At 49.0% G+C, this 24,639-nt stretch carries 22 protein-coding genes; 6 read left to right on the forward strand and 16 right to left on the reverse strand.

Annotated elements, in window-relative coordinates; translation table 11 throughout:
* Window positions 1-21 precede the first annotated feature (21 nt).
* The gene (locus IC229_RS15795) at window positions 22-2,670 is read right to left on the reverse strand and encodes a DUF7133 domain-containing protein (protein WP_190887963.1); all 2,649 of its coding nucleotides are present in this window, start codon (window positions 2,668-2,670) and stop codon (window positions 22-24) included.
* 347 nt (window positions 2,671-3,017) lie between these two features.
* On the opposite strand from IC229_RS15795, the gene IC229_RS15800 reads away from it, so the two are divergent.
* Window positions 3,018-3,413, forward strand: a complete 396-nt coding sequence (locus IC229_RS15800) for a hypothetical protein (RefSeq protein ID WP_190887964.1) — start codon at window positions 3,018-3,020, stop codon at window positions 3,411-3,413.
* 243 nt (window positions 3,414-3,656) lie between these two features.
* Here the strand turns inward: IC229_RS15800 and IC229_RS15805 are convergent, their stop codons facing one another.
* Window positions 3,657-5,309, reverse strand: coding sequence for a M1 family metallopeptidase (locus IC229_RS15805; protein ID WP_190887965.1), 1,653 nt, complete (start codon window positions 5,307-5,309; stop codon window positions 3,657-3,659).
* A 6-nt stretch (window positions 5,310-5,315) separates the two neighbouring features.
* Window positions 5,316-5,723 (reverse strand): methylmalonyl-CoA epimerase, encoded by a 408-nt coding sequence (gene mce / locus IC229_RS15810; RefSeq protein WP_190887966.1) that lies wholly within the window; start codon window positions 5,721-5,723, stop codon window positions 5,316-5,318.
* Window positions 5,724-5,880: 157 nt separating this feature from the next.
* Between mce and IC229_RS15815 the strand changes: the two genes are divergently transcribed.
* Window positions 5,881-6,207 (forward strand): HesB/IscA family protein, encoded by a 327-nt coding sequence (locus IC229_RS15815; RefSeq protein WP_190887967.1) that lies wholly within the window; start codon window positions 5,881-5,883, stop codon window positions 6,205-6,207.
* A gap of 242 nt (window positions 6,208-6,449) precedes the next feature.
* On the forward strand, window positions 6,450-6,995 hold the full coding sequence (locus IC229_RS15820; protein ID WP_190887968.1) for an acyl-CoA thioesterase: 546 nt from the start codon (window positions 6,450-6,452) through the stop codon (window positions 6,993-6,995).
* A gap of 100 nt (window positions 6,996-7,095) precedes the next feature.
* Here IC229_RS15820 and IC229_RS15825 read toward each other — a convergent pair whose 3' ends face one another.
* The 3 genes from IC229_RS15825 to IC229_RS15835 form a co-directional block, all read right to left on the reverse strand.
* Window positions 7,096-8,124, reverse strand: coding sequence for a methionine synthase (locus tag IC229_RS15825; RefSeq protein WP_190887969.1), 1,029 nt, complete (start codon window positions 8,122-8,124; stop codon window positions 7,096-7,098).
* A gap of 158 nt (window positions 8,125-8,282) precedes the next feature.
* Window positions 8,283-8,789, reverse strand: coding sequence for a GNAT family N-acetyltransferase (locus tag IC229_RS15830; RefSeq protein ID WP_190887970.1), 507 nt, complete (start codon window positions 8,787-8,789; stop codon window positions 8,283-8,285).
* Between the two features lie 15 nt (window positions 8,790-8,804).
* Window positions 8,805-9,587 (reverse strand): SDR family NAD(P)-dependent oxidoreductase, encoded by a 783-nt coding sequence (locus IC229_RS15835; protein ID WP_190887971.1) that lies wholly within the window; start codon window positions 9,585-9,587, stop codon window positions 8,805-8,807.
* Between the two features lie 164 nt (window positions 9,588-9,751).
* Between IC229_RS15835 and IC229_RS15840 the strand changes: the two genes are divergently transcribed.
* Window positions 9,752-10,381, forward strand: a complete 630-nt coding sequence (locus IC229_RS15840) for a hypothetical protein (RefSeq protein ID WP_190887972.1) — start codon at window positions 9,752-9,754, stop codon at window positions 10,379-10,381.
* A 139-nt stretch (window positions 10,382-10,520) separates the two neighbouring features.
* Here IC229_RS15840 and IC229_RS15845 read toward each other — a convergent pair whose 3' ends face one another.
* Window positions 10,521-11,714, reverse strand: a complete 1,194-nt coding sequence (locus IC229_RS15845) for a Gfo/Idh/MocA family protein (RefSeq protein ID WP_190887973.1) — start codon at window positions 11,712-11,714, stop codon at window positions 10,521-10,523.
* Between the two features lie 74 nt (window positions 11,715-11,788).
* Between IC229_RS15845 and pnuC the strand changes: the two genes are divergently transcribed.
* Window positions 11,789-12,463, forward strand: a complete 675-nt coding sequence (gene pnuC / locus IC229_RS15850) for a nicotinamide riboside transporter PnuC (RefSeq protein ID WP_190887974.1) — start codon at window positions 11,789-11,791, stop codon at window positions 12,461-12,463.
* 334 nt (window positions 12,464-12,797) lie between these two features.
* Window positions 12,798-13,844: a ribonucleotide-diphosphate reductase subunit beta gene (locus tag IC229_RS15855; protein ID WP_190887975.1), complete on the forward strand. Its 1,047-nt coding sequence runs from the start codon at window positions 12,798-12,800 to the stop codon at window positions 13,842-13,844.
* A 119-nt stretch (window positions 13,845-13,963) separates the two neighbouring features.
* Here the strand turns inward: IC229_RS15855 and IC229_RS15860 are convergent, their stop codons facing one another.
* The 9 genes from IC229_RS15860 to IC229_RS15900 form a co-directional block, all read right to left on the reverse strand.
* Window positions 13,964-14,152: a hypothetical protein gene (locus IC229_RS15860; protein WP_190887976.1), complete on the reverse strand. Its 189-nt coding sequence runs from the start codon at window positions 14,150-14,152 to the stop codon at window positions 13,964-13,966.
* A 136-nt stretch (window positions 14,153-14,288) separates the two neighbouring features.
* Window positions 14,289-15,797 carry a phosphatase PAP2 family protein gene (locus tag IC229_RS15865; RefSeq protein ID WP_190887977.1) on the reverse strand — a complete coding sequence of 503 codons (1,509 nt, stop codon included), beginning with the start codon at window positions 15,795-15,797 and terminating at the stop codon, window positions 14,289-14,291.
* A 68-nt stretch (window positions 15,798-15,865) separates the two neighbouring features.
* A complete protein-coding gene (locus IC229_RS15870) occupies window positions 15,866-16,783 on the reverse strand; it encodes a hypothetical protein (RefSeq protein WP_223834014.1) in 918 nt (305 codons plus the stop codon).
* A gap of 164 nt (window positions 16,784-16,947) precedes the next feature.
* A complete protein-coding gene (locus tag IC229_RS15875) occupies window positions 16,948-17,178 on the reverse strand; it encodes a hypothetical protein (RefSeq protein WP_190887978.1) in 231 nt (76 codons plus the stop codon).
* A gap of 435 nt (window positions 17,179-17,613) precedes the next feature.
* Window positions 17,614-19,827: a TonB-dependent receptor family protein gene (locus tag IC229_RS15880; protein WP_190887979.1), complete on the reverse strand. Its 2,214-nt coding sequence runs from the start codon at window positions 19,825-19,827 to the stop codon at window positions 17,614-17,616.
* A 132-nt stretch (window positions 19,828-19,959) separates the two neighbouring features.
* A complete protein-coding gene (locus tag IC229_RS15885) occupies window positions 19,960-21,507 on the reverse strand; it encodes a phosphatase PAP2 family protein (protein WP_190887980.1) in 1,548 nt (515 codons plus the stop codon).
* A 9-nt stretch (window positions 21,508-21,516) separates the two neighbouring features.
* Window positions 21,517-22,413: a hypothetical protein gene (locus tag IC229_RS15890; RefSeq protein ID WP_190887981.1), complete on the reverse strand. Its 897-nt coding sequence runs from the start codon at window positions 22,411-22,413 to the stop codon at window positions 21,517-21,519.
* A gap of 102 nt (window positions 22,414-22,515) precedes the next feature.
* Window positions 22,516-23,637: a hypothetical protein gene (locus IC229_RS15895; protein ID WP_190887982.1), complete on the reverse strand. Its 1,122-nt coding sequence runs from the start codon at window positions 23,635-23,637 to the stop codon at window positions 22,516-22,518.
* A 301-nt stretch (window positions 23,638-23,938) separates the two neighbouring features.
* A complete protein-coding gene (locus IC229_RS15900) occupies window positions 23,939-24,478 on the reverse strand; it encodes a hypothetical protein (protein ID WP_190887983.1) in 540 nt (179 codons plus the stop codon).
* Window positions 24,479-24,639 lie beyond the last annotated feature (161 nt).

Consider the following 24,639-nt stretch of genomic DNA (forward strand, 5'->3'; position numbering starts at 1 on the left):
GCGTCAGCATGACAAAAACATTCATTTCTTCTGTTGCGACAGGAACGTAATCAGCGACGCAAACTCTTCGTACGACAGCGCGTTTGCCAGACCACTGGGCATCATTGACGTCTCCATTTCCTTGCGGCTCAGAATATCAGATGCTTTCAACGTGGTAACCTGCCCGGTAATGTCACGTAGCACAACCCGGCTTGCTGATTCTTCGGTTACAAATCCGGTATATGATTTATTACCTTTTGCTGTGATAAGTACCGTAGCAAATCCCTGCGAAATCGACGCATTCGGCTTAAGAATCGATTCGGCAATCTGCTCGCGTGTCATAATCGAACCGATTTGCCCCATAAATGGTCCTTTCATGGTTTCGCTCTTGCTGAGACTGTGACAGGCAACACAGCCCTGTTGCGTAAACAAGGTTTTGCCCAACGTAGCATTTCCCGGAATCTTAGCCATAGCCAGCATGACGTCTTCGATGGACGTTTCGCCAATCTGGCCTTTTTTGTTACGTATTTTTTCCAGATCAACTTTGGTTTCTTCCTTGGCTACTACAACGGAATCCTTAGCACCAAATTCCGGAATTTCGGTACGATGACGGCTGTCTAAATCCGCAAAAAATGTTTTGTCAGCAGCTTTGTTCCATTCCTCAACCAGAAAATCTTTAATCATCGGCGACGACTCCCACGTAACGGTTTTGTAATACGGGCCATGCGTATCAGGGCGTGTACTCCACCACCACGAACCATCGTAATCAGCTTCTTTTCGATACAGCCTCGACAACGTAACGAGTATCTGTTTTTTCAGCGCTTCATTCTGCGTATGCTTATAGGCGGCCATCAATCCGGTTACAGCTTTGGGATCATGCATATAACGTAACGCCCAGAGTGCCAGCGTACCATGAGCCGATTCGATGGCCTGCACACAAGCATCGACTGCATTCAGGCTTACCAAAGCCCGAACAGCCAGGTGTGGCGGTACGATAGCGGAATTAGGCGTAGCGTGTGGTCCTTCGGTACCTTTTGCCGGTGGTGCAAACGACGACGGTACGTTCACGGCCAGCAACGCTTGTGCTGCCTCAGGTCGACCCAAGCGCCCTAACCCAATGATACCCGCCGTTTGAGTACGGGGTGATGGGTCTTTCAATGCGTTCAGAAATGGTTCAATAGGCACCGACTGACGTAGCGGCTTTCGATCGGACAGGGCACGTAGCGCAAACTCCTTCATGTCACTGTCTTCGGTCAATTTCACCAGATTGGCAAGGCCATCAGCGCCGGTGATCTGGGCATAAGTATACATAGCGGCCACACGAGCGTAACGGGGAGCTGATTTATCGTCTGCGATGCTCCAAGCCAGCTTTGTCGACTTCTTGGCAGGGCGTGTAATCAATTCCTGCTGAGCGGCCAATCGAGCTACGGAACTACCCGATTTCAGCAAAGCACCCAGTTTTTTCTCCGATAATTTCGTTACGTCCGGAAACGCTTTGTACGTCCAGTTTTTGGGCACGGCACGTACCACAAATCCCTTATTTGGATTACCCGAATACCCCGCTCCCGCCCAAGCCGACAGGTACATCTCACCCGACGCATCCACGTCAACGTCTGTAATCTGTGATAGCTTGATGAACTCTTCTTCTTTCTGCGTGAACGTCGACTGATCGGGCGTAACGCGGTGAAGATAGAGCTGGTTACGGCCCCAGTCGGCCATCATCGGTACGTGGTTGTATTTTTCGGGCCAGGTGTCATCATCCATGTAAAACGATCCTGTACCAGAACCACCGCCTACATCGACCAGCGCCGGGATAATTTCGTCGGTAAAGTGCTTAAACAGAACCGGGTAGCCATATTCGCCCGATTGAATCTGATTGCTGAACCGGATATTCCACCCGCCACCATCGTTGGTGTTATCACGAGTGAAAATATTCATGTAAGGGTCGATGGCTACGTCGTAGATGTTACGCATACCGTGCGTATAAATCTCCATTTCGGTACCATTGGGTCGTACCCGAACGATGCCTCCACCCAGCATCGTCATTTTTTTTCCCGACCGGTCGGTTGCGCCGTGGAAACCAAAATCGCCCACTGCAATGTAAATCCACCCATCGATACCCATCCGAATACCGTTGGTAGCATGGTCAGTACCACGACTCTGTATGAACTTAGGCGAGCAGATGTGTTCAATAATCGGCGACGAAGGGCCGTCGGCTATCCCATCATGATTTTTATCGGCAAAGACAACCAAATCCATTCCCGACGCTATACCCGTTTCCTTGGAAAACATCGTATGAAGCACAAATACCTGATCACCAACAGGCAGAATACCACGCGGGTTATCGACCACGGCGAACGTAGTATGTTGGTCTACTTTCCCATCGTGATTCGAATCGACCAGTCGAATGATACGTCCCTGCCCCGGCTTTTTCCCCAGCGAACCAATCATATCGACACCGACGAATACTTCGCCCGTAGGCGCTACAGCCAGACAGGCGGGACTAGGTGTGAGGTCAGGCCCTGTAAAATTAGTGAGTTTAAGTTCAGACGGCCAGTTGCTGGCATTGGGAAGAGAGTCGGCCCTGCTTAGCAGGTGAGAGGATTCCGCTGTCTCGGAACGTTGAGGACGTAACGGACTGAAAAACAGAAGGAAGAAAACAGAAAAAACGGTGAATATGAGCTTTATCATTGTCGGATAAGGGCACTGAGCGATTAGATATATCACAAATAACGTAGCAATACTTATCTGATACGTTTCCAGGCAGGAGTATATAGAAGTCAATGCGCCCAAAAATATAATATGCTTACTATTTATTGGTATCCGCCGTGCTACGTTCTGATGTGAGCTTATTGAACGTAACGGCTGTTGTTAACGGCTAATCATTATGTTCAGATGGAGTAAAGCCTAAAACACTCTGTTATCGAATTTTCACCATTCATGGGGGTTTTCTGACAGTCTATACTTATCCCAATTCTCAACCGATTTTTACCACCATACCTTTGACTCATTCAAACAACAACAAATACATAACACTCATGAAAACTTTTGTCACATCCATCATTGCTGCTGTCCTGTTAAGCACTGCTACGTTTGCCGCTCCGGCCACACCAGCTTCCAATCCAACCGCTATTACGGCCTCCTACAAAGCGGCCGTTTTCCCGTCGGCAACGCCTTCCAAACTGAATGTGTTTGTGGAGCGCGAACCCGGTAAGGTGCTGGTCGTTTTGCTGAAAAGCAAAAGTGGCGACCTACTGGCGAAACAAATGATCAACAAGAAACAAGGCAATTTCCACTTCCAATTCAATATGGTTGATCTGGAAGACGGTGCCTATCAAGTAGAAATCGTTTCGGGTGAAGACGTATCGGTGCATCCCGTTACGTTATCGACCAAGCCGGCTCAGACAGTTACTCGCACCATTACGTTGAACTAAACAGTAGCTATTTTTAACGAGAAAAGCTACGGCTGTGAAGCTGTGGCTTTTTGGTGTTTATGGATAACTGGCTAGAAATTCTTTGACTTGATTGTGGAAGTGTCTGAAGCTTTCGGAACGAGATTCTAACCACGAAACGTCTCATGATTCCAAGATGTCATTAGCGATGGGAATCTGTTTTTTCACCACGTTTGTCTCACCATAAATGGCTTGCTTAGCTTCCAAACTCAGCAAGTCAGGAATTTACTTTCCCATTTGTACAGCGCGCATCAGTACGGTATTGTCGGGGTCGATGGCGACGGCGGCTGGTTTAGTGGCCATGGGTACGGTGAACGTCTGGTTTTGTTCAGTCATGTTCAGGCGGGCAGTGCGAGAAAGCTCACGACCGCGCGCGTCGCGGATGCTGAACGTGAGTGGTATTGCAAAAAACGCACCCGTTCGCTGCGCCTGCCGAATGTCGATGACTAACGCTTTTTTCGCTTCGTCATAACTCGTGCCCCAAACGATTTCAGGATATCCGGGCTGATAGAGCCACTGCTGAAAAAACTGGCCTAATTTCTTGCCCGACGCGCTTTCCATAACTGCCTGCAGATCGCTGGTTTGCGCATTGCGGTTGCGGAATTTCTCATAATATGCCCGGATGCCTTTCCAGAACGTATCATCGCCGAGTTCATGACGTAGCATATGCAGTACCCAGCCGCCTTTCTGGTAGGAGTTTGGGTTCAGCAAATCCATCAAATCGTTGGCCGTTGAATCGACAATGGTCCCCTTTGGTTTCAGCGCCGAATAGCGGAAAATCTGGCCTTTGTTCTGGTTCAGAACGGCGTTGAGTGTGTCTTTGCCATACGCATGTTCGAGGTAAAGCGCTGAGAAATACGTAGCAAATCCTTCGCTCAGCCACAGTTGCGACCAGTCGGTTTCGGTAGCGGAGTTTCCAAACCACTGGTGAGCAATTTCGTGCGCCAGCAATGCTTCTACGTCCGAATCCTTACGTCCAACAATGACTTTCTCATTGTAAAAAATACAACTGGCATTCTCCATGCCTCCGAAAATCGTCGTCGATTCTACGTTCGCGAGTTTTTCATAGGAATACGGACCAATTTTATTGATGAAGTACTGGAGAATTTCCTTAGCTGGCCGGTAATCGATGAACCCCTTCTGGCTATCTCTGGGATAGAGCCAGCTTTGTACAGGAACGCCACCCACGGCTCCAACTTCTTCAACAGCAAATTGGGCGGCTCCAATCACCATCACTTTGGTCGGAATCGGCGTAGTTTCCTGCCAGCGGGTTAGCTTTCGTCCGTTGGGCAAACTGCTTTCACCCATAAACTTACCGTTAGCAATAACGCGATACGTAGCGGGCGCATTAACCGCAAATGTACAGGTTGCTTTGTCGGATGGATGGTCGACGACGGGTAGGTAATTGCGGGCATTGTTTGGCCAGTTATCACCGAAAAACGTTCGCTCACCAAATTTATTCCTACTGATAATCAACCCTTTCTCAGGTATTCCGTCATAACGTATCACCAGTTCGGTTGGTTGATTGGGTGCGGCAGGCAGGTTAATAAAAACCCGGTTGTTACGTTGGCTGAACGGTGCGGCTTTGCCATCGGCCAGTGCTACGCTACGTACTTTCATGCCAGTTACAGACGAATCAGATTTGCTGCTAATGAGGTCGAACCAGACGGTTTGCCGGTCGTCGGCGCGGGTGAACCGGATGGTGGTTTCGCCTTTAATCTGGTTGCTTGAATCACTGAGTGTCAGCGAGAATCCATAATGCAGTACGTCAACGCCCGGCTGGGTAAATCGGGCCGTATAACTGAGTTGTTGCCCGCAGGCAAACGTTGTTATGAAAAGAATAGCGATTCCTAAAAGTCTCTGGATGGTTTTGTTCATTTTCGGTTACTCCTTACGCTCCTGACACAGTTCCACCAACACGCTGTTGGTACCTTTCGGATGCAGGAAACACACTAATTTATTATCGGCTCCGCGTTTGGGTGTCTCATTAAGTAACGTAAAGCCCTCAGCTTTTAGCCGGTCCATTTCGGCCTGAATATCATCTACTTCAAAGGCAATGTGATGGATTCCCTCCCCTTTTTTCTCCAGAAATTTTGCAATCGGGCTATCTGAATTGGTTGCTTCCAGAAGTTCGATTTTCGTCTCATTAACCCGAAAAAAGGACGTAGTAACACCTTCCGAAGCAACCGTTTCCGATTTATAGGGTGCTACGTTCAGAAGTTTGGTAAACAAATTGTTCGATGCGGTTATATCGCGGACGGCAATCCCAATGTGTTCTACGTTGGTGAACATCTATCGAATGAATAATGCTTAATGTACAATGAGTAATGGGGTATGGTCTAGCAGGAAACTTTTCTCAAGCCGTAAAAGTTATTTGTATGGTGTTGCAAACCTACGAATGCATCGCCAGAACGTTGCTAAAACATTTTTCATTATACATTAACCGATCATGGTTACGGTTTCGGAAGTTGCTAAAAATAAAATCATTGAGCTGCGGCAGAAAGATGGCCTTGCTGATGAATACGCCATTCGCGTAGGTGTACAGGGCGGTGGTTGCTCGGGTCTGATGTACGACCTGCAGTTCGACGCTACGCAGCAACCGACTGACCACGTTGTTGAAGATAAAGGCATTAAGATACTAGTCGACCGCAAAAGCCTGCTTTATTTGGCCGGTACCGAACTCGATTTCTCGGACGGTCTGAATGGTAAGGGCTTTCAGTTCAAAAACCCGAACGCAAGCCGTACATGTGGCTGCGGAGAGAGTTTTGCTGTTTAATTGTCAGAACCGGATTTAAGTATTTTCAGGATTTTGTTTAGAGCCGCTACGTAGCGGCTTTTTGTTTTTAAACTGCATAGATTACCAGATATTTGTCAGAACCGGAATTTAGCCGATTGATGGATTTTCAGGATTTAGTTTCGCTTCTTCGAAGCGCTTATTTTGAAAACAAAATCCCGTCAATCCTGCAATCAGCTAAATCCCGGTTCTGACAATCCTTAAATCAGCTAAACCCGGTTCTGATGACCGCTAAGCCTGTTAATCATTCACGCACTACGTTGACGGAGTTGATGATTCCGTCGTATGCCAATTTTGGCGGTCGTGTACATGGGGGCATTCTTTTGTCGCTGATGGACAAAGTTGCCTACGCATGCGCTGCGAAGCACGCGGGGCACTATTGCGTAACAGTGTCCGTCGATGGGGTAAATTTTCGGCAGCCAGTGGAAGTTGGTGAACTGGTTTCGCTAATGGCCTCGGTTAACTACGTCGGGCGAACATCATTAGTGGTTGGGATCAAGGTAGTAGCGGAGAACGTAACGACGTCCGTCATGAAGCATACCAATACCAGCTATTTTACGATGGTCGCCAAAGGCGAAAATGATCAACCTATCGAAGTGCCCCCTCTCCTTCTCGAAAATCCAGATGACGTTCGGCGTTTTCTGGAAGCCATGAAACGTAAAGAGTTACGTACCTCGTTTGCTACGTATTTCGACAACGCCAAAACCCAGATGCTGCTTGATGAAAGTATGGATAAACTGGCCAACGAGCGGTGTGTGGTAGGTCTTTGAACCGGGATTTAGCCGATTGATGGATTTTCAGGATTTTGTTTTCATCAGATTATGCGCTTCAGAGAAGCGAAAAACAAAATCCTGACAATCCTCCAATCGGCTAAATCCCGGTTCTGACAAGCTTCGCGCCAGCCACCATATTTGCCAGTTTTTGTTTAGCGGCCCAGCGAGCCGTTTGGCTCAGGCCACAGTCGGGGGCAACGGCTAATTTCTCGGCAGGAACGTACGGCAGGCATTTTCGGATGCGTTCCGCTACGTCTTCGGGCGTTTCGATGTAATAACTTTTTACGTCGATGACGCCGACTGCTACGTCGAATTTCTCAGCGAAACGCTCTAATAGATTTACTTCCGCAAAATTCAGGATGGTCATTTCTGAATGCAATTCATCGACGGTCATATCCAGAAAATCAGGTAGCATAGGCGCGATGGTCTTTTTTCCGACTGACCGACCTTTGTAGTTTCCAAAACAGAGGTGCATCGACAGACGGGTTTTACCGACGCCGGGCGCTACTGTCCGATTGAAAATATCGACGAAACGTTTGGTATCCTCACGGTATGCGTAACACGACATGGACGGCTCATCGACGCAGATTTCCGGTACGCCCAACTCGACCAGTCTAGCAATTTCCTGATTCACCAGCGGCAATAAAGCCTCCGTTACTTCCCAGCGGTCTTTGTATAAATGGCCGGGGAGTAAGCGCCCACTAAGCGTATAAGGCCCTGGAATGGACACCTTTAACCATTGTCCTTCGGGTGCTAACCGTTTCAGACGCAAATATTCTTCAACCACGCCGAGGCCTTTGGGAGCCGTTAGCGTTTCGATGATGTTATGCTTCCCGCGCTGGTCATGAGCGGGCGGCCCAAATCGACGTAATTCGGTGTCGTTGTTCTGAATACCATTTATATAGCCGTAAAACGACAGGTTAAAATCGAAGCGCGTTTGTTCACCGTCGGTAATAACATCCAATCCGGCTGCAACCTGGTCATGTACCGACGTAACGACGGCGTCTTCAATCATTTCGTTAATGTCGGCGGGACCCAACTGCGTCAGATGCTGACTCGAAAATTCGAGCCATCCCGGGAAAGGCATCGAGCCGACAACGGTAGTTTTAATAGGAACGAGTTGCAACGTAATAGACGGTTAGGGGTTGAAATCCAACTAATTCAGTTCAGGACAATTGGCGGATATGGATACTACGTAGCAAAGAACTGCTACGTTATTGATGGATGAAATTTAATGACAATTCAATTTTCAACTGGAAAGAATCTGATTTTTGCCGATACTAGTCAGTCAAACGTGTACTCCCACCAAAGCATATTTTCGATTCTGTCGAACAAGCGAAAACCATTTTTTTCGAGCACTTTCTGCGATGCTACGTTCTCGGTATCAGTATCGGCCACTACGCGCCGAACACCGGGTTGCTGCTCAGCCCAGGCCACTAATCCGCTCACCATCTCGCTCATGTAGCCTAGCCGGTGGAGGGATGGATACGTACCGTAACCAATTTCAACGGTCCCTGTTTCGTCGGGTTCTCCTTTGAATTTGGCTTCGGCTACAAACTGCTGTTTTTGCCGGTCGATGGCCAGCCACATCGTATGAAAAAGCGGATCACGAGTAGGATCTTGAAGTCGGGGAATCGTAAAGTGCATAATGATGCTTAACACGAGTTCCCCGGCCACACGATTGCCTTTCTGCAACCCCAGCGACTCTTCCAGCCGATAATTGTCTGCAATATACAATCGAAGCTGGTCGAGCGTCAAAGGAATAAGCGTCAGGCGGGACGTAGTGATCATACGAGTGCTACGTTCTCAATACTGCCCTTCGCTTACACTCCAGCCCCCATCGACCGTCAGAATTTGGCCAGTGGTAAAGGCCGAATAATCGGACATGAAATAAACGGCTGCACCATCCAGGTCTTCTGGCTGGCCAATACGTCCGCCGTCGAGCGGCTGTTTGGTTTTGGTGAATGCGATAATTGCATCATCCTGTGAAGCCCGCTGCGCCATTGGGGTTTCGACCAGAGCCGGTGCCAGTACGTTAACACGAATATTGTCGTTGGCGTAGTACGCAGCTATTGATTTAGTGAAGCCAATAACAGCCGATTTCATGGCGGCATAGGCGTGAGTAGCAAAATGTTCGGGCGACGGTCTGGCGCCCAGTACAGAGCCCATGTTCAGGATACTTCCGCCTTTCCCCTGCGCCCGAAACGCTTTCACGGCGGCCTGATTGGAGAGCATCAGCGACGTCAGATTGAGATTAGCTGTATAATTCCAGCCGTCGAGCGTCAACTCGTGCAGGGGGCCATCACCGAACCGCCGTCCGCTGCCACCAGCTACGTGGTATAGGCCATCGAAATCACCAAAAATCTGTTGACAAAGGGCAATAGCTTTGGGTGTCGTTTGCGGATCTGACGCATCACCCGACATGGCTAAACCGTTTCCATCAAGCTGATTCTCAGCGGCTGCGCAACTTTCTGGATTTCTGCCTACCACAACAACCTGCGCCCCTTCGCGCACAAATGCAACCGCAGCCGACAGGCCCATGCCTGTTGTACCGCCAATGACGACAATCTTTTTATCTTCTAACCACATCAATCCTATACATCTGTTTTGTACTGCAAGAAACGAAATCAACTGGCTATCGCCAACAACTCGTTAAGATTGTTACGATGGTCGCTACGTTCGATCAGCAATTGATTCCTGTTCGACACTGCAACTAATTTGTCATTTAGTCGACAAGGCTATAATTTACGAGTATGAAAAACTTATTCCGCTCTCTAAAACTTATCGAGATCGCGATCTTCAAAGACATACTGTTACCTATTTTCATTACCATGATCGGGGTATACCTTGGCTTACTGGTAAGCGATTGGCAGGAAGACAAGAAAGATGAGCAATTGAAAAATCAGCTCACGGCGACCATTCGCCAGGAAATTCGCGACAATCAGGCTGGTTTGAAAGCTACCGTAAATTATCATCAGTTATTACATGACTCGCTGGCTAGCTGGCGACGATTGCGATTACCACAAGGAGAGGCACTAAATCGGGGAGCTAAATTATTTGGCGTTAGAGGCCTGAATCCCGCTTTTCTAAAAAATGCGGCTTTCCAGTCAGCAACCTCCTCTGGTGTCTCGCATTTGCTTCCCTACACTATTTACCACAAGATTAATGAAGTGTATACGCTCCAGCAGAAAGTAGACGGACTGACACAGGTTTTTCTGAGTGAATTTATTCACAACATGATCACGACCGACCCGCAAAGCCAGTACCGGACTCATCAACTGATCACTATTTATCTGGCCGATATACTCACTACCGAAAAGTATCTGTTGCAGGAATACGCTACGTTGCTTAAACTGCTTGGGGCAACAACGCTGAAGAAATGAAATAACAGAAGTTGATGTGAGCGAATATTTTAAAACGTGCGACTTTGTCATGCTGAGAAACGAAGCATCTTAATGTTTCCTAACTTGAGAACAGAGAATCATTAAGATGCTTCGTTTCTCAGCATGACAAAAATGGCTATTATACTACGTCCCGCTCGATAATCTTACCGCTGGATTTTTCTTTCAAAATCACCTTGTTACGTCCGTCGTGAGTCATTTCCTGTTTGATGAGGTAATGATCGGCGTCGTATTCCACCAGGGTTGATTCAGGCTTGAGCCCTTCCTGACCGCGCCAGACGGGTAGGTTCACTTTTTCCCACTGTTTCGTTTCAGCCGACCGATAGGCAGCGTCCAGAACGGCATTCACTACGTAGCCATCATAGAACGTTTCGGCGGGTTCGCGGCCTTCTTCCTGCGACTTAAACATGTCGGTGAACATGTGATTATAACCCAGGTCATTCACTTCGTCGCCGACAGGGAAGAGCCAGCCTGTGTTCGATTCGGCTTTTTCGGCTATGTAATCACCACCCTTGCCCGTTGTGAACATTTCGAAACCCGTTCGCAGGAAATTATTGATCCAGATGGTACCTTCTGTTCCCATCACTTCATCGCGGAGGTCCATGCCGCCCCGGAACGTCCAGCTCACTTCAAACTGTCCGATGGCGCCATTTTCGTATTTAACCAGGGCAATGGCGTGATCTTCAGCGTCGATGGGTTTCACCTGCGTGGCGGCCCAGCACATCACCTCCACTGGCTTTACGTCCTTTCCAATAAAATTCCGGGCGATTTCAACGCAGTGACAGCCCAAATCGAGCATACAACCACCGCCCGCCTGTTCCTTATCCCAGAACCAGTCAGAGTGCGGGCCAGGGTGTGTTTCTCGGGATTTTGCCCAGAGAATACGGCCCAGTGCGCCGTTTTTTACACTGTCCAGCGCTTTCAGGAATTTGGGCGTGTAGCAAAGGTCTTCGAGATAGCCCGCAAAGATGCCTGCTTCTTCCACCGTCTTCATCATACGTAACGCTTCCTCGCCCGTGCGTCCCAGCGGCTTCGTACAAACCACTGATTTCTTGTGTTTTGCGCAGAGATTGACCGCCGTTTCATGAATGTTATTTGGAAGCGCGATACAAACCATATCGACATCAGGGTGCGCAATGACTTCTTCCATATCAGTCGAAGCGAAGCTACAGCCATAATCGGCTTTGAATTTATCGGCAGTTTCCTGACGACGGGCGTAAATAGCGACGACTTTATCGCGACTGCGCTGACCGTGGAGTGAATCGGCGTAGAAGCGGCCAATGAAGCCGCCCCCAAGCATGGCAATACGTTGCATAAGGGTTTATTAAAAGGTTAAGCTGTACTTTCGTGGCGTTAAAGATGGTAAATCCTGCTTGATTGCTGAATCCCATGCCCGATTTTTTTGACATACGTACCATTTTCTTTACCGTCTGGGATTACCCCATGAGTTACCTCGAATTTTTCGGGGGTGTGAGTGGTGCCGTAGCCGTATGGCTTTCGGCCAAAGCCAATATCTGGAGCTGGCCCATTGGTGCGTTTAGTGTACTGCTGTTTTTCTTTCTGTTCTACCAGATTCAGTTGTATCCCGACATGTTTTTGCAGGTGTTTTTCTTCATTACGAACATACAGGGCTGGTGGCGGTGGACGCATCCAAAGCAGAACGAAGCCGATCAGCATCAGGAACTACGTATCAGCCGGATACCGATACGGCAATTCATTATCTGGAGCGTATCAGGCGTAATCGCTACGTTCCTTTTGGGTACGTTCGCCAGCAACCTGCATGAGTGGTTTCCCATCCTGTTCAGCCAGCCCAGCGCGTTCCCTTACCTTGATTCGTTTACGACGGTGATGAGCATCGTTGCTACGTTCCTGATGATTGAAAAACGGGTCGAGTGCTGGTACGTATGGCTGGTTGTCGATATCATACTGACGTATATGTATTTTCAAAAAGGCGTCAAACTGGTTGGGGCTGAGTATTTTGTATTCTGCTTTATTGCCGCCGTTGGTGCCTGGAACTGGACGAAAGAATACCGGAATTATCCGAATCAATTAGCTCAGCCTTAAGAGTTGTTACACAGAGATGCACGGAGGAGAACAGAGATTATATTAATTTTCTCTGCGAATCTCTGTTCTCCTCCGTGCATCTCTGCGTCATAGCCCTCTTTAATCCTACAAACAGAACTATTCCAAGAACTTATTCAACTCCATTACACGTAACGTATTGATTCTAGCCATACTAGTACGTTACGTCATTTGTTCTATAGCACTGATTCTGTTTTTACATCTTGCAGAAGCTAGCATAAAGATTAATTTTGTTAACCAGAATTCAGGTAGTCTGCTCTGTACATAGCCACTCGTTTTGATTGGCTTTTCCACATAATAACCGCATCCGCAAGCCATGACGCAAGACAATGTCAGTGAACCGATTTTAGAAGAAGATAAAGGCCGATTTGTGCTGTTTCCAATCAAGCACTGGGATATCTGGGAGTACTATAAAACCCACGAAGCCTCATTCTGGACTGCCGAAGAGATTGATCTCGGGCAGGATATGAAAGACTGGAACAACCTCAATGATAACGAACGGCACTTTATTTCGCACGTACTGGCCTTCTTCGCGGCATCGGATGGCATTGTGAACGAAAATCTGGCGGTTAACTTTCTGTCGGAGGTGCAGTATGCCGAAGCTAAATGTTTCTACGGTTTTCAGGTGATGATGGAAAACATCCACTCGGAAACCTACTCGCTGCTGATTGATACGTATATCAAAGATCCGGGCGAGAAAGACCGGCTGCTCAATGCCATCGACACCATTCCGTGTGTGCAGAAAAAAGCCGAGTGGGCGCTACGTTGGATTGAAAACGGCTCCTTTGCTGAACGACTTATTGCTTTTGCCGCCGTAGAAGGCATCTTCTTCTCCGGGTCATTCTGCTCGATTTACTGGCTCAAAAAACGGGGTCTGATGCCGGGATTGACGTTCTCGAATGAGCTTATTTCCCGCGACGAAGGGCTGCACCGCGATTTCGCCTGTATGCTTTATACCGACCACATTTTGCACAAAATGCCGGAGTCGCAGTTATATGACATTATTCGTGACGCTGTGGAGATTGAGCAGGAATTCGTGTCGGATGCCTTACCGGTATCGCTGATTGGCATGAACGCCGACCTGATGAAGCAGTATATTGCGTTCGTGGCTGACCATCTGCTCGTTACGTTGGGCCTTAAGAAATTATACAACGTAACAAACCCCTTCGATTTCATGGATATGATTTCGTTACAGGGCAAAACCAACTTCTTCGAGAAGCGTGTGGGTGAATACCAGCGGGGTGAAGTCATGTCCAAATTCAAAGCAGCTAAAGCGGCTGCTCAAAATCCGCAGGATGCCGAAGCCGAAGTGACAAAACCAGTTGAAGAGCCTAAAGGCATTACGTTCGACGCTGATTTCTAGACGCTACGTTGTAAATGTCTTCCTGAAAAAAATACCCCGCTACGTTCCAGAACGTAGCGGGGTATTTTTTTCAGGGTATTGTGGAGGTAGGTGCAAGAACCAGCCTCTACAATATGTCCTCACTCAGAGTCACGTTGCGCCAGCCTCCATACTTCCCGAATGCGTTGAAATTTCACATTTGGCGATACACCACGTCCATTCCAGTTGATGATTAGATCACAAAATTTCTCTAATCCATCCGTGTCGATTAATTGTTCCAGCTCGCCATTCAGTGGCTTTTCCTCGTTGAGATAGTGAATTGTGTCCATGTTTTGGGGTGTTGGTCTACTTTAGACTTCTTGATTAGGGAGAAGACACATTTTAGACTAAACTAATAAATATATTAAACGGTTTTACTGCCTTGCTGTCAATATATTTTTGCAAACCTTCCAACACAAAGCGTTATTAGTTAGCTCCGTCAGCCTTAGCGCCATTGATGGCCTGCTGCCCAATTACAGTACCCAACTGCGTTCCCCGCTCATTATCAAACCGATACTGCGTGCCACTATACAAACCTGCCATAGCCGCTTCGGTTGCCTGTGCATTCAGGTTAGTCGCTTCGTTCGGAAAAAGATGGGCTAAAATCAGCGCAGCAGCTGTCGATACTGTGGCCTGGTCTGCTACGTAAGATGGCGTATTAGGGATGGGAATTGCCGTTTTAATGGCTGGGTTTATCTGTGAGGGGCGCGGCACAAAGTAGGTATATTTAGTAGCCCAGGCTGCCGTTTCGCCATCCTGCATCACCCGATTTAAAAGAGAATATGTACGGGCTGCCCGCAGTTCATTCTGCCCTACCTGCCGAATGAGGTCTTCGGCCAGCGCATTCCATAATCCTGCTAATCCATACGTATTGTTTCCGTTGGCCCAATAATTGGCAATACGCCACTGGTCGCGGGTTCGGCTGTTTGCTACGTCCTGAACCTCAGTTATCGCTTTCTGAAAATCAGCAGACGTAGTGGCCGGAGGGGCTGTGGGTAGTGCCCGATAAATGGTTGTGGAATCGAACCAGGTTTTCACGCGTCCGGCCAGTGGCAGCAAAGGCGAACGGGCAGGCAGTTCCAGACTTTTCCATTTCTGGTCATACGATGCTCTGGTAAGTGCTGTTTGCCAGGTGTTTGTCGGATCGTCGGCGGTCGCGAACCGGTCGCTTTTGGCGCGAACAAGCACACGGGCCATGACGGCATTGGCGAGATCTTCTCCTGCCTTTAGGTCGCTCGGGACGCAGGCACCGGCATATAGTCGACTCTGTTTGTGTTCAGTAGCTTTGGCTTTCAGCCAGGCCGCTTCGCTCGGGAATAAATAGGCCAGCGCCTGAGAGGAGGCTTCGGCAACAGCCGCATCTTCCGATGGATACGACGGTACGTCCAAAACGGGAACGCGGGCAATAACGCCCTGTTTATCAAGCGATGGACGATTATACTGATACTTTGCCCGCCAGGCTACCACAAGCGCGTCGTATTGCGCTACGCTCAGGATTGCATACACACGTGCCGCAAACGGAGCACCAGCCAGCGCATTGGCCGATTCAGCGGGTGTTGTCTGTCCCGTAGCGGCATCGTAACCCGGCACGATGTTGTACTTCGCTACCAGTTGGCGGGCAATCTGATTCCAACGTAGCACACCTCCTGCTGCCCAGTAGTTGACAGCCGTATTCTGTTCGGGAGTTGCGCTCTGTACACTGGTTTTTACATCGCTCAGTTCCTTTTGATACGTAGCCGACGTAGTAGCTGTCGGCTGAGGAACGCTGATGGTAGTAGCTGATGGCAATATCACCGTTCGCCAGTTACCACCGTTAGCATCGACTGCCGTGATGTCGGTGAAGGGCAGAATACCTTCGTCGATGGTTGGTTCCTTGCAGCCTACCACCCAAAACACAAAACTACTTGTCAGTATGATCGAAAAAATTGTTCTCATTTGAATGTGTAACGCGGGTTTCCACCCGCAGTTTTGAAATACAGACTGCGGGTGGAAACCCGCGTTACTTACCTGTTATTATTCCAGTAACCAACAATTAGCCCTGCGCTTAGCAATGTACTTTTGCCGGTGTTACGTCCGTCGAGGGTGGCGCCGTAGCTGCCGGTTATGCCAAGTTGTTTCAGCAAGCGCAGATAAGCGGTGGCGCCCACCCGTGTGAATCCGATAGCATTGGTTGGGTATGGAATACTGGGACCGATATTCGTCCCTTCGTTGTAAGGCGTTTGGCGTTGTCCCCAAACGTTGATATTAAACCATTTTGAAACAATACCCGCCTGAACAATCAATTCAGTAACATCCGGTACATTCACTTTCGAGCCACCGTAGGGCAAAAGCTGACTAGGATCGTAGAAATTCACCGGGTGGTCGAGGGAAACCTGCCCCCTACGGATGTAGCCGTATTGGCCGGTTATGAAGAACGAAGGCGCTTTAAAATGCAGAATGGTACGTCCGTCGAGATTACGGGAACCTTTTCCGATAGCCACCATCGCGTCGTTTACGTAGTTCTGCATCGGAATGGAATAGCCTAGCCCAAACAGCCACGACAAGCGCGTATTGCCGAACTTATAGTCGTAAGCTTCCCAACGTAGCGCAGCCGATACGTCCTGAAATCCTTCCTGTTTTGCCCAGTAACCTGCACTGGCTTCGGTTCTAACGTAAGGGGCCGCTACAATCAGATCAAGGTCGTAGCCGAGGCCATAGGTGGCCATTACGGTCAGAGCCTGCGTAGTGACGGTTCCGAGATTCGGATTACGGGTTTCGGTTTTGTTGACGTAGTACGTATCGTAGGTTTCCTGCGACGCGATAATGCCGAGGCTCCCGTTACGTGCCCCCCGCATAAACCCGTCCATAAGGCCCTGTGCGTGAATCGGCTGGACAAAACCGAGGATCGTGAATGCAATGAGGAAAAAATAAATAAGTCGCATACGGCTGTTTTAGACACACAAAAATGGGTTGTTCAGCCGAAATATGGGCGTTGGCAAAGAATATTCTGCACGAATAGACAGAAGTTGAATGCTACGTTGCTACCGACGGGCCGACGTTGGTACTAAGCCTTTACCAGAAATCAACGTCGGGCTATCGACTGCTATTATTTAGAACCTTCCTGATTTTTGAGGACTTTCTGCAAAAGTTGTTGAATGGCCCGCAATTCCTGCTGGCTTTGTTGCTGTTGGGCTTCTAATACCTGCACCTTTTCGGTGAGTTGGCTATTGGCGATACGTAGCGTTTGCCGCTTCTGCTGTTGCTGACGATTGGCTTTCTCCAGTTGACTATTGTAGAGGGTGAGTTTCTCAATCTTTTTGAGCAACGTAGCATCCATCTTCACTACATCCTGAGCCGGAGGAACGTATTAGTTCTTTTCCAGTAATTGTTTCAAGAGTTGTTCTGTTTCGTTCATTTCGGTCTGATATTGTTAGTTGATTGCTTATCAAACGGAATGGCTAAGCCTTTTTCTAAACTTGCAAAAATCCAAAATATCTGTTCTTCCCTAAACCATTTTCATGAAATCATACGTAGCATAAATAAATCGATCACTTTATTTCCGTTACATTTCAGATTCATCATTACCAGAACATTAATAATTCATTATCAATACCTTAAAATAATATGCAACTTTTTTATTAAAATTAGTAACTATAATAAAAGAGTACCCGGCCGCAAGGCAACCGGGTACTGCAACTAACCTATGATTGAATAAATCGTACTAAAATTAGAGAACTTAATCCGAAAGGACTAAGGAATTCTGCCTAACCTATCAGATGGTTAAACCTACCGTCAGCGTGGCGCTACGTCCGTCGGATGGCCAGATTCCAGCTCCTGGATAGAATGTCGGTCGTTTCGTGAAATATTGTCTGTTGGCCAGGTTGCTGATACTTCCACGGATATGCAGTCCTTTCCGCACGCGCCAGCTTCCGTTCAAATCCAACAGGCCATACGAAGGTACTGGTCCAATGGCTCCATTTGCCGAAGGCGTGGCGGTATTCAGTGCATCGGAAAACGTTTCGCTGACGTAGCTGTATTGCAGCGTCAGGCTGGCGGTTCCGTAGCGGGCGGTCAGGCCGTTGCGACTTGTCCAGCGGGGAGCCGACTCTACCTGATTGCCCGTAACAGTCCGGTTCTCCGTTCCCGCCGAAACGCGGCCACTGATGTAACGAGCGTTATTATAAGCCGTTGACGTAAAGCCACTTACCAGAAGTTTCTCAGTACGTAGCAACTGCGTTTCAATCAGTGCTTCAACACCTGTACTGCGGCTGTCGCCAATGTTGGTACGGAAAATATAGGTCGAACCATCCGAGCTATTCAGCAGCAACGTACCAAGTCGGTTGCGATAGAGCAAGTCAAAAACTGTCATGTTGATGTGCAGATTCTGCCAGTGCGCATCGACGCCTACCTCAGCGTTATACCCAAAAGCATCTTTCAGACCCTTGTCGATACGTTCGTACACCGAAGTCGGAATGATGTCCTTGAAAATCACCGGACGATACGATTGCGACCAACCGCCATACAGTTTCACAAACTGGTTGATTCGATATTGTGCGTTGATACCCAGCAAGGCGAACTTATGGCTAATGTCGGTTGGCAGGTTGACAGGATCGTAGTAATCGATCATGCCCCGAAATTCCGTTTTTCCATTCTCCACACGAATACCGGGCGACACCGTAAGTCGGTTGGTCAGCGAAAACTGGCTTTCGGCAAATACTGCTATGTTTTTGCTGCGGAAGTGCATATCGCGTCGGAACGGACTCGCCAGCGACAAGTCGAAATCGGTATCGGTACTGCCCCCGCCGAGTTGCCGACGGTGTAAGTCCGTACTAATCAATTGCACACCTGTTGCTGCCGTAGCCTGAACTGAACCGATACGATACCGGTGCAGTATACGAAGTTCGGACGTGTAGCTGTTGAAATTGTCGATGTCGACTTGCCGGGCCGCGTACGTCCGCGTAACACGGCTGATGGTGTCCGGTACGTTCGCCAGCCGGTCAAATAACACGCTGTTACGGTCGCCCAATACAGCCGAGTTTGTCCAGAGCAGCCGCGTACGATCCGAAAGTTGCCAGTCAAACTTCAGCGATGGAATGTAAATATCTGGATTGAAGTAGTTTCGGCTGCGAGTCGATTGACGCGGGTCCTGAGCAAACATGGCATCGGTTAGCTGACCGGGAATTCGATACAGGTACATAGAACGCCCCAGTTCAGCTGTGATTCCCAGCCGAGGGTTTGCCTGAAAATGCAGCCGCCCAAACTGCGCTTCGGACTCAGATCGGCTGTTTTCCCGATACCCATCCGAGTGACGTCGGTAATAATAGGCATAGTACGTTAATTTGCCGATTCGTCCACCGATGGCATTGTACGTACTCAACAGGCCAAAAGAGCCCACTGAGTTAATGGTTTCGAACCCAAACTTACGTGTCGTATCGGCCCCTTTTGTTACGTAGTTGAGCATACCGCCAAACTGGGCTCCGTATTGCAAGGAAGCTGTACCCCGTACCATCTCAATCCGCTCAATGCTTTCCATCGGGGCCGAGTAGTGGCTGGCGGGATAGCCATACATATCGGAATTGGTAATGACGCCGTTCTGTCGGATGTTATTTTCCCAGGAGCGGTGGGGGTCGAGGCCACGTGTTGATACGTTGATCTGATTGGCTGTTCCGTCCATATCATAGACAAACACGCCGGGAATTCGGGAAAAAATCAGGCGAGGAGTTTTCTCGGCTACGTTTACGTCGATATCTGAAAGGCGAACCACTTCACTACGTTTACCACCCATCAGATACGTACCATGTACTTCAGGCAAGGCTTCCATTACGGTCGAGCGGACACCCCGAACCGTGACCGGATTCAGCGTGCGGGAACGTAACGTATCGACCGCATCCTGCTGACCAGCAGCTATCTGGGCACTTAGCAGATAGACCATCAGTGCGGGCAGCGCTCCCTTCTTATAGCTATTATTAGTACGGTTGTATTTCATAATAAACTGTCGATTTTCAGGGTCAGACGCACGCACATTTTCAGGAACAAATCCCTGAAAATGTGCGCCCTATCTGTTCGTTCCAACTATTGTGCCAGTTCAGCCGATACGTTGATTTTATACAGAATTCCGTTACAATCCAGACCCATCGGCCTTACCGCGATTGATGGCATAAGTGCCAATGTTTTTTCCGGCGCTCAGTCCTGCTTCGCAGTCGAAACGGTAGTGAATGAGTCCGTAAATGCGTGAGTTCGAAGCGTCTTTGGCCTGCTCCCAAAACTCGTTGGTACGTTCGGGGAAAACGCTTCCGAGCACAACAGCCGCAGCCGCCGAGAAAGTCGAGTGACCCGACGTATAGGACGGGAAATTTGGCAGACCTACCGATGTTTTCACGCCAAACTGTTGCGGTCGTGGATAGTAATAGTACGATTTGGTATCCCAGCAGCAGATGCCCGCATCCATAACCGCCGTATTAACGAGGGCCAACGTCCGCGCCATACGTACCTCGCTATAGCGCGCTTCGTGGGCGGCATTAGCGGCTATACGGTCCCAGTGTCCTGGTGGCGTGTAGCTACCGGCGCCATCGGCCCAGTAATTGGCGATACGTGCCTGCTCACGCGTCTGGTTTTTCTCAATCGACTTCAACTCATCCAGTGCTTTGGTAAACTCTGGGCTATCGAGAGCCGGTGGTGCTTCGGGGCGCAGTTTGACTTTGGTTGCGGCATCGAAATTCCAGGTCATCACGGCACCATAATTCGGCAGCATAGGTGGCCGAAGAGGACTCTCCTGGCTAACCCAGGCTTCCCGCAATCCCCGTTTTTGGGCATCAGCAATCATACCAGCTGTCAATGCCTGGTTATTAGCAGCACCCATTCCATCAGCGCGGGCGCGGGTCATCACCTTGGCTGCCACCTGATTACCCAGATCAACGCCAGCCGTCAGATCACTCTTTACGTTCATGCCAGCCCACAAACGACTGTTCTGACTTTCAGCCAGTTTGGCATCAATAAATGGCACTTCACCTGGAAACATGGCTTTCAGCACCACCGCCGACGCAGCAGCGACTACGGCATCTTCAGACGGATACGTCGGAATAGTTGTTACCGACAACGCCACACGTATACTGGGATCAACTTTCGAAGGGGCGGCCCGGTTGAATTTGTACTTGGCACTCCAGGTTGCTACCAGCGCATCATACTGGGCTACAGCCACATACGCCAGTGCACGAGCCGAGTAGGGTGGGTTGGCAAACGGAAATTTCGGATCGGCCAGCGGATTGGCGGCATCAGGAACCGGGTATTTGCCATCGGCAGTCGATGCGGGAGGTATGTTGTACCGGGCGCATAGTTCGCGGGCAATTTCGTTCCAGCGATACACGGCCCCGGTGCCCCAATATACCACAGCTTCCTGTTGCGCCTGCGTTAGTGAGGCCGATTTCGATTTCAAATCAGCCAGGTCAGCCTGATATTCGGCTGATGACGTAGTGGCTGGTGTTGCAACCGTTACGTCGTTGGGCGACGTCAAAACGTAGGTTTTCCACGTACCAGCTTTCTCGTCTACGCTCGTCGGAGTATAGCCAACACGTTGGGTTTCAGAAATGGTTTTATCGCAGGAAATCAGGGAACTGGCCAGTACGGTAATGGCACCACCGATCACGAGCAACTTTTTATAGCGTTTCATAGAGATAGCTTATTTTTTGAAATTGATTTGATAAAGCAGACCCACCATGTAGCTCGTGCTCTGTCCTGCATTTAATCCGTCAACTACATAGCCGACACGGGCGTTAATGCCGATGTTACGTGGCTGTACTTTACCGTACCAACCTACCGACGTAGCCTTCATATTGTTGGTCGGAAATGGCATATCGTTCCGGCGGATGTTGTCGCCACTCAGACAGTTGTTACGTTCTGCCCACACTTCTGTCTGCCAGCCTTTCCGTTGTACGCCTAGCCGAATGCCCGCATCATACGTATTTGGAACACTTACCATATTTGTATTATAAACCCGATCATCAGCCTGATAGGCATCGCGATCTACTTTTATCGTACTGCGCCAGCCATAGCTTCCATGTGCCGTTACGTACAGCCCCGTTTTTGGCTCTTTGTAGCTCGCTATCAACCGCCCTGTGGCTGTGCGGCACTGCATTCCAATCGACATGGGAAGAAAATCCGGCACGTAGTTACCAACCGGAATCGATCCGCCTATAACGCCGTGCAGCGAGAAGCCACCTGTATTCAAAACTTTCACTTTCAGCCAGGCCGAAAGGTCCTGAATGCCTTTCTGCCCCATCAGGTTGCCCGCGCTCGTGCTGGTCCAGACGTAGGGAATGCTTAGAATAATGTTGACCCGATTGCTGATACCAATGGCCGGCATGAGCATGACACTCTGAGTGGTGTGCGTACCAATGTTGAAATTTTCGCGTTTGAACGAATTTTCCCAGTATTCTTTCCAGGAGCTATGCCCATACATAGCCGCCACACATACCTGTCCTTTACTCATGTAAATGGCATCGTGAGGCATCTGCGCGTGAGCAGCCAGCGGGGCCATCAATAAAGCAACGGCCAGCTTTTTTAGACTTGTTTTCATAAATTGGATTGTACAGTTACTAAAAACGAATTATCAAGGTTATTAATCAATTGGCGAAAGCTGTCTGAAACAGTGAGATCGGCTCCAGACAGCTTTCAGTTGCTAAAACCAGCGTGATACGTTTACCGAAATCAGGTAATCAGCAAAAGCCGCGTCGCCATGACGAACACCCAGTGGATCGAGTCGGTCGGAATAGCTTTTAATACGATTGCGATACACAGCCACCGGAACGGTTGCGGCTACCGACGTTTTGTTACGCATGTACGACAGGCCCGGCTCTACCGACACGATATATCCCGGACGCCGGAAACCCGAACTGCCACCGAACGCATCGGTAGCCGGTACACCTTCAACCCGGCCACCCAGCATCACCGACAAACCCGGAATCGCTTTAATGGATTGCGACAATCCCAGACGAGCCGCAAACTGGTCGGCGACGGAGAACGAGCCGGTTACCAGATCGATGGTCGACACTTCAGGATTGCGAACAACACCGTTGGTTTCGCGTGGATTGAACAGGTAAAAGCCGTTGGCATAAACCGTTAACGTACTGGTGAGTTGTGCATACCCCTGAAGCTCGATGCTGGCACCCACGCCCCCATCGCCTAACTGAATCGACTGGTCAACCGGCTTATTCACTACGTAGTCAGTACCTTCTTTGGTCAGCTTGTGGTAATCATCGGTTACGCCAGAATTGCCTGTTGGTAATTTGATACCCGCTCCTACTGCCAGATTCACTTTAGGAAGTTTCACTGGATTGATCAGCCAGTAGCTTCCCGAAATACGCAGATCACCGATTCCCTGCGACCCTGTGTGAAACCGTTTCTGCTGCGGATTCTGCGCTACAGCGTTGCCATAATGTTCATACAGCGACGAGCGGTCGTTATACTGAATCGGCAAATTCGCCGAAAACGACAGCCGCTGATTCACCATGTAAGTCAGCCCCAGATCGAGCGCGTGCGATACGTTGACAACTTCGGTGTTTTGTTCGAGTCGTTCGTGCTGCTCTACGTCGCCTTTGTAGTGGCGAAACGATCGAAAATAACGGTACCCCGCCGACACCTGCCAGTGTCCGCTACGTTGCTTAAAAAAATCGGCCGACGTAGCACCGCCGGGCGCCGAACAACTCATGTGCCGGACGGCCACGCAACCCTGCGCCAACGTCTTTGAGGTAAAAAATAATGTATACGCAGCCGCCAAAGCGATGGTAAAAATCGATTTCATAAGTAAGATTATCTGAGTTGGAAAAGAAAAATTAATGGTCAATGCGTAATGAATAATTAGTCTAACAGCCAGACTATCAAGCATTATTCATTACGTATCACCTGCATCGTGAGCAGTAGATCCTTTCCGGGACGTAGTAGCGTAGTCCTAATGAAAAGCGTTTAACGAATAAATAGCAAACGGTTGATAACCACCCTGTACGTATAATTCATTAAGCATTATTCATTCCCACAGGACGGCATCAACTAACCGACTTGTTTCGGAAGAAAACAGGCACGTAGCACACGATTGGTAATGCCAATCAGATTTCGGGAGGGGGCGAATGTACAGGTAGGGCACGGGCGGCAATCACAAACAATACGTCTGGAATGCGAATAGCTTCGCGCCATTGAGGGGCAAGAAAACTAAAAATAACTCGCGGATTGGGCGAATATTCTTTCAACAGAAACTTCAGGAATTGATTCGCTTTTTGCTGCGAATCGGTAGCACCGGCAATGTGTTTGTTGAGAAATGACAGTAAATCACTACGCCAGAACGAATGGCTTTCCGACTGAAGGCCAGCGATATGCAACGTATCACCCTGAATCTCCATGCTCACTACCGAATAATACTGCCCCCGATACGTGAATCCATCCGACGTAGTACTTGCAATGGCACTGGCATCGGGCTTATCCTTCAGCGGAATCTGGAATTCAACAATACTATCGACGGAGCGATACACCAAAAGCCGCTCCGACAGGTCGTGCTCGGCCTGCCACCACGTACCCACAAACACCAGCACATAGGCCAGTGTGTGGTAGAGGAGTAAGCCAAAAAGACCAATAGAAACTGCTTTTCTCACGAACTCAATAAGGAAAGTTTGTTCAAAAATAATACTAATTTTTAAACAAATAATAGGCCGTATCGGATAATTTCTGCTTTTAGCAGCACATACATCGTCGGCGTATATAGTCATACGTCTATTTTCGATACGTCGAACGTATTGGCCCAACCCCGTTACAA

The organism is Spirosoma profusum (assembly GCF_014699005.1).
In the GTDB taxonomy this organism is placed as follows: Bacteria; Bacteroidota; Bacteroidia; order Cytophagales; family Spirosomataceae; genus Spirosoma; species Spirosoma profusum.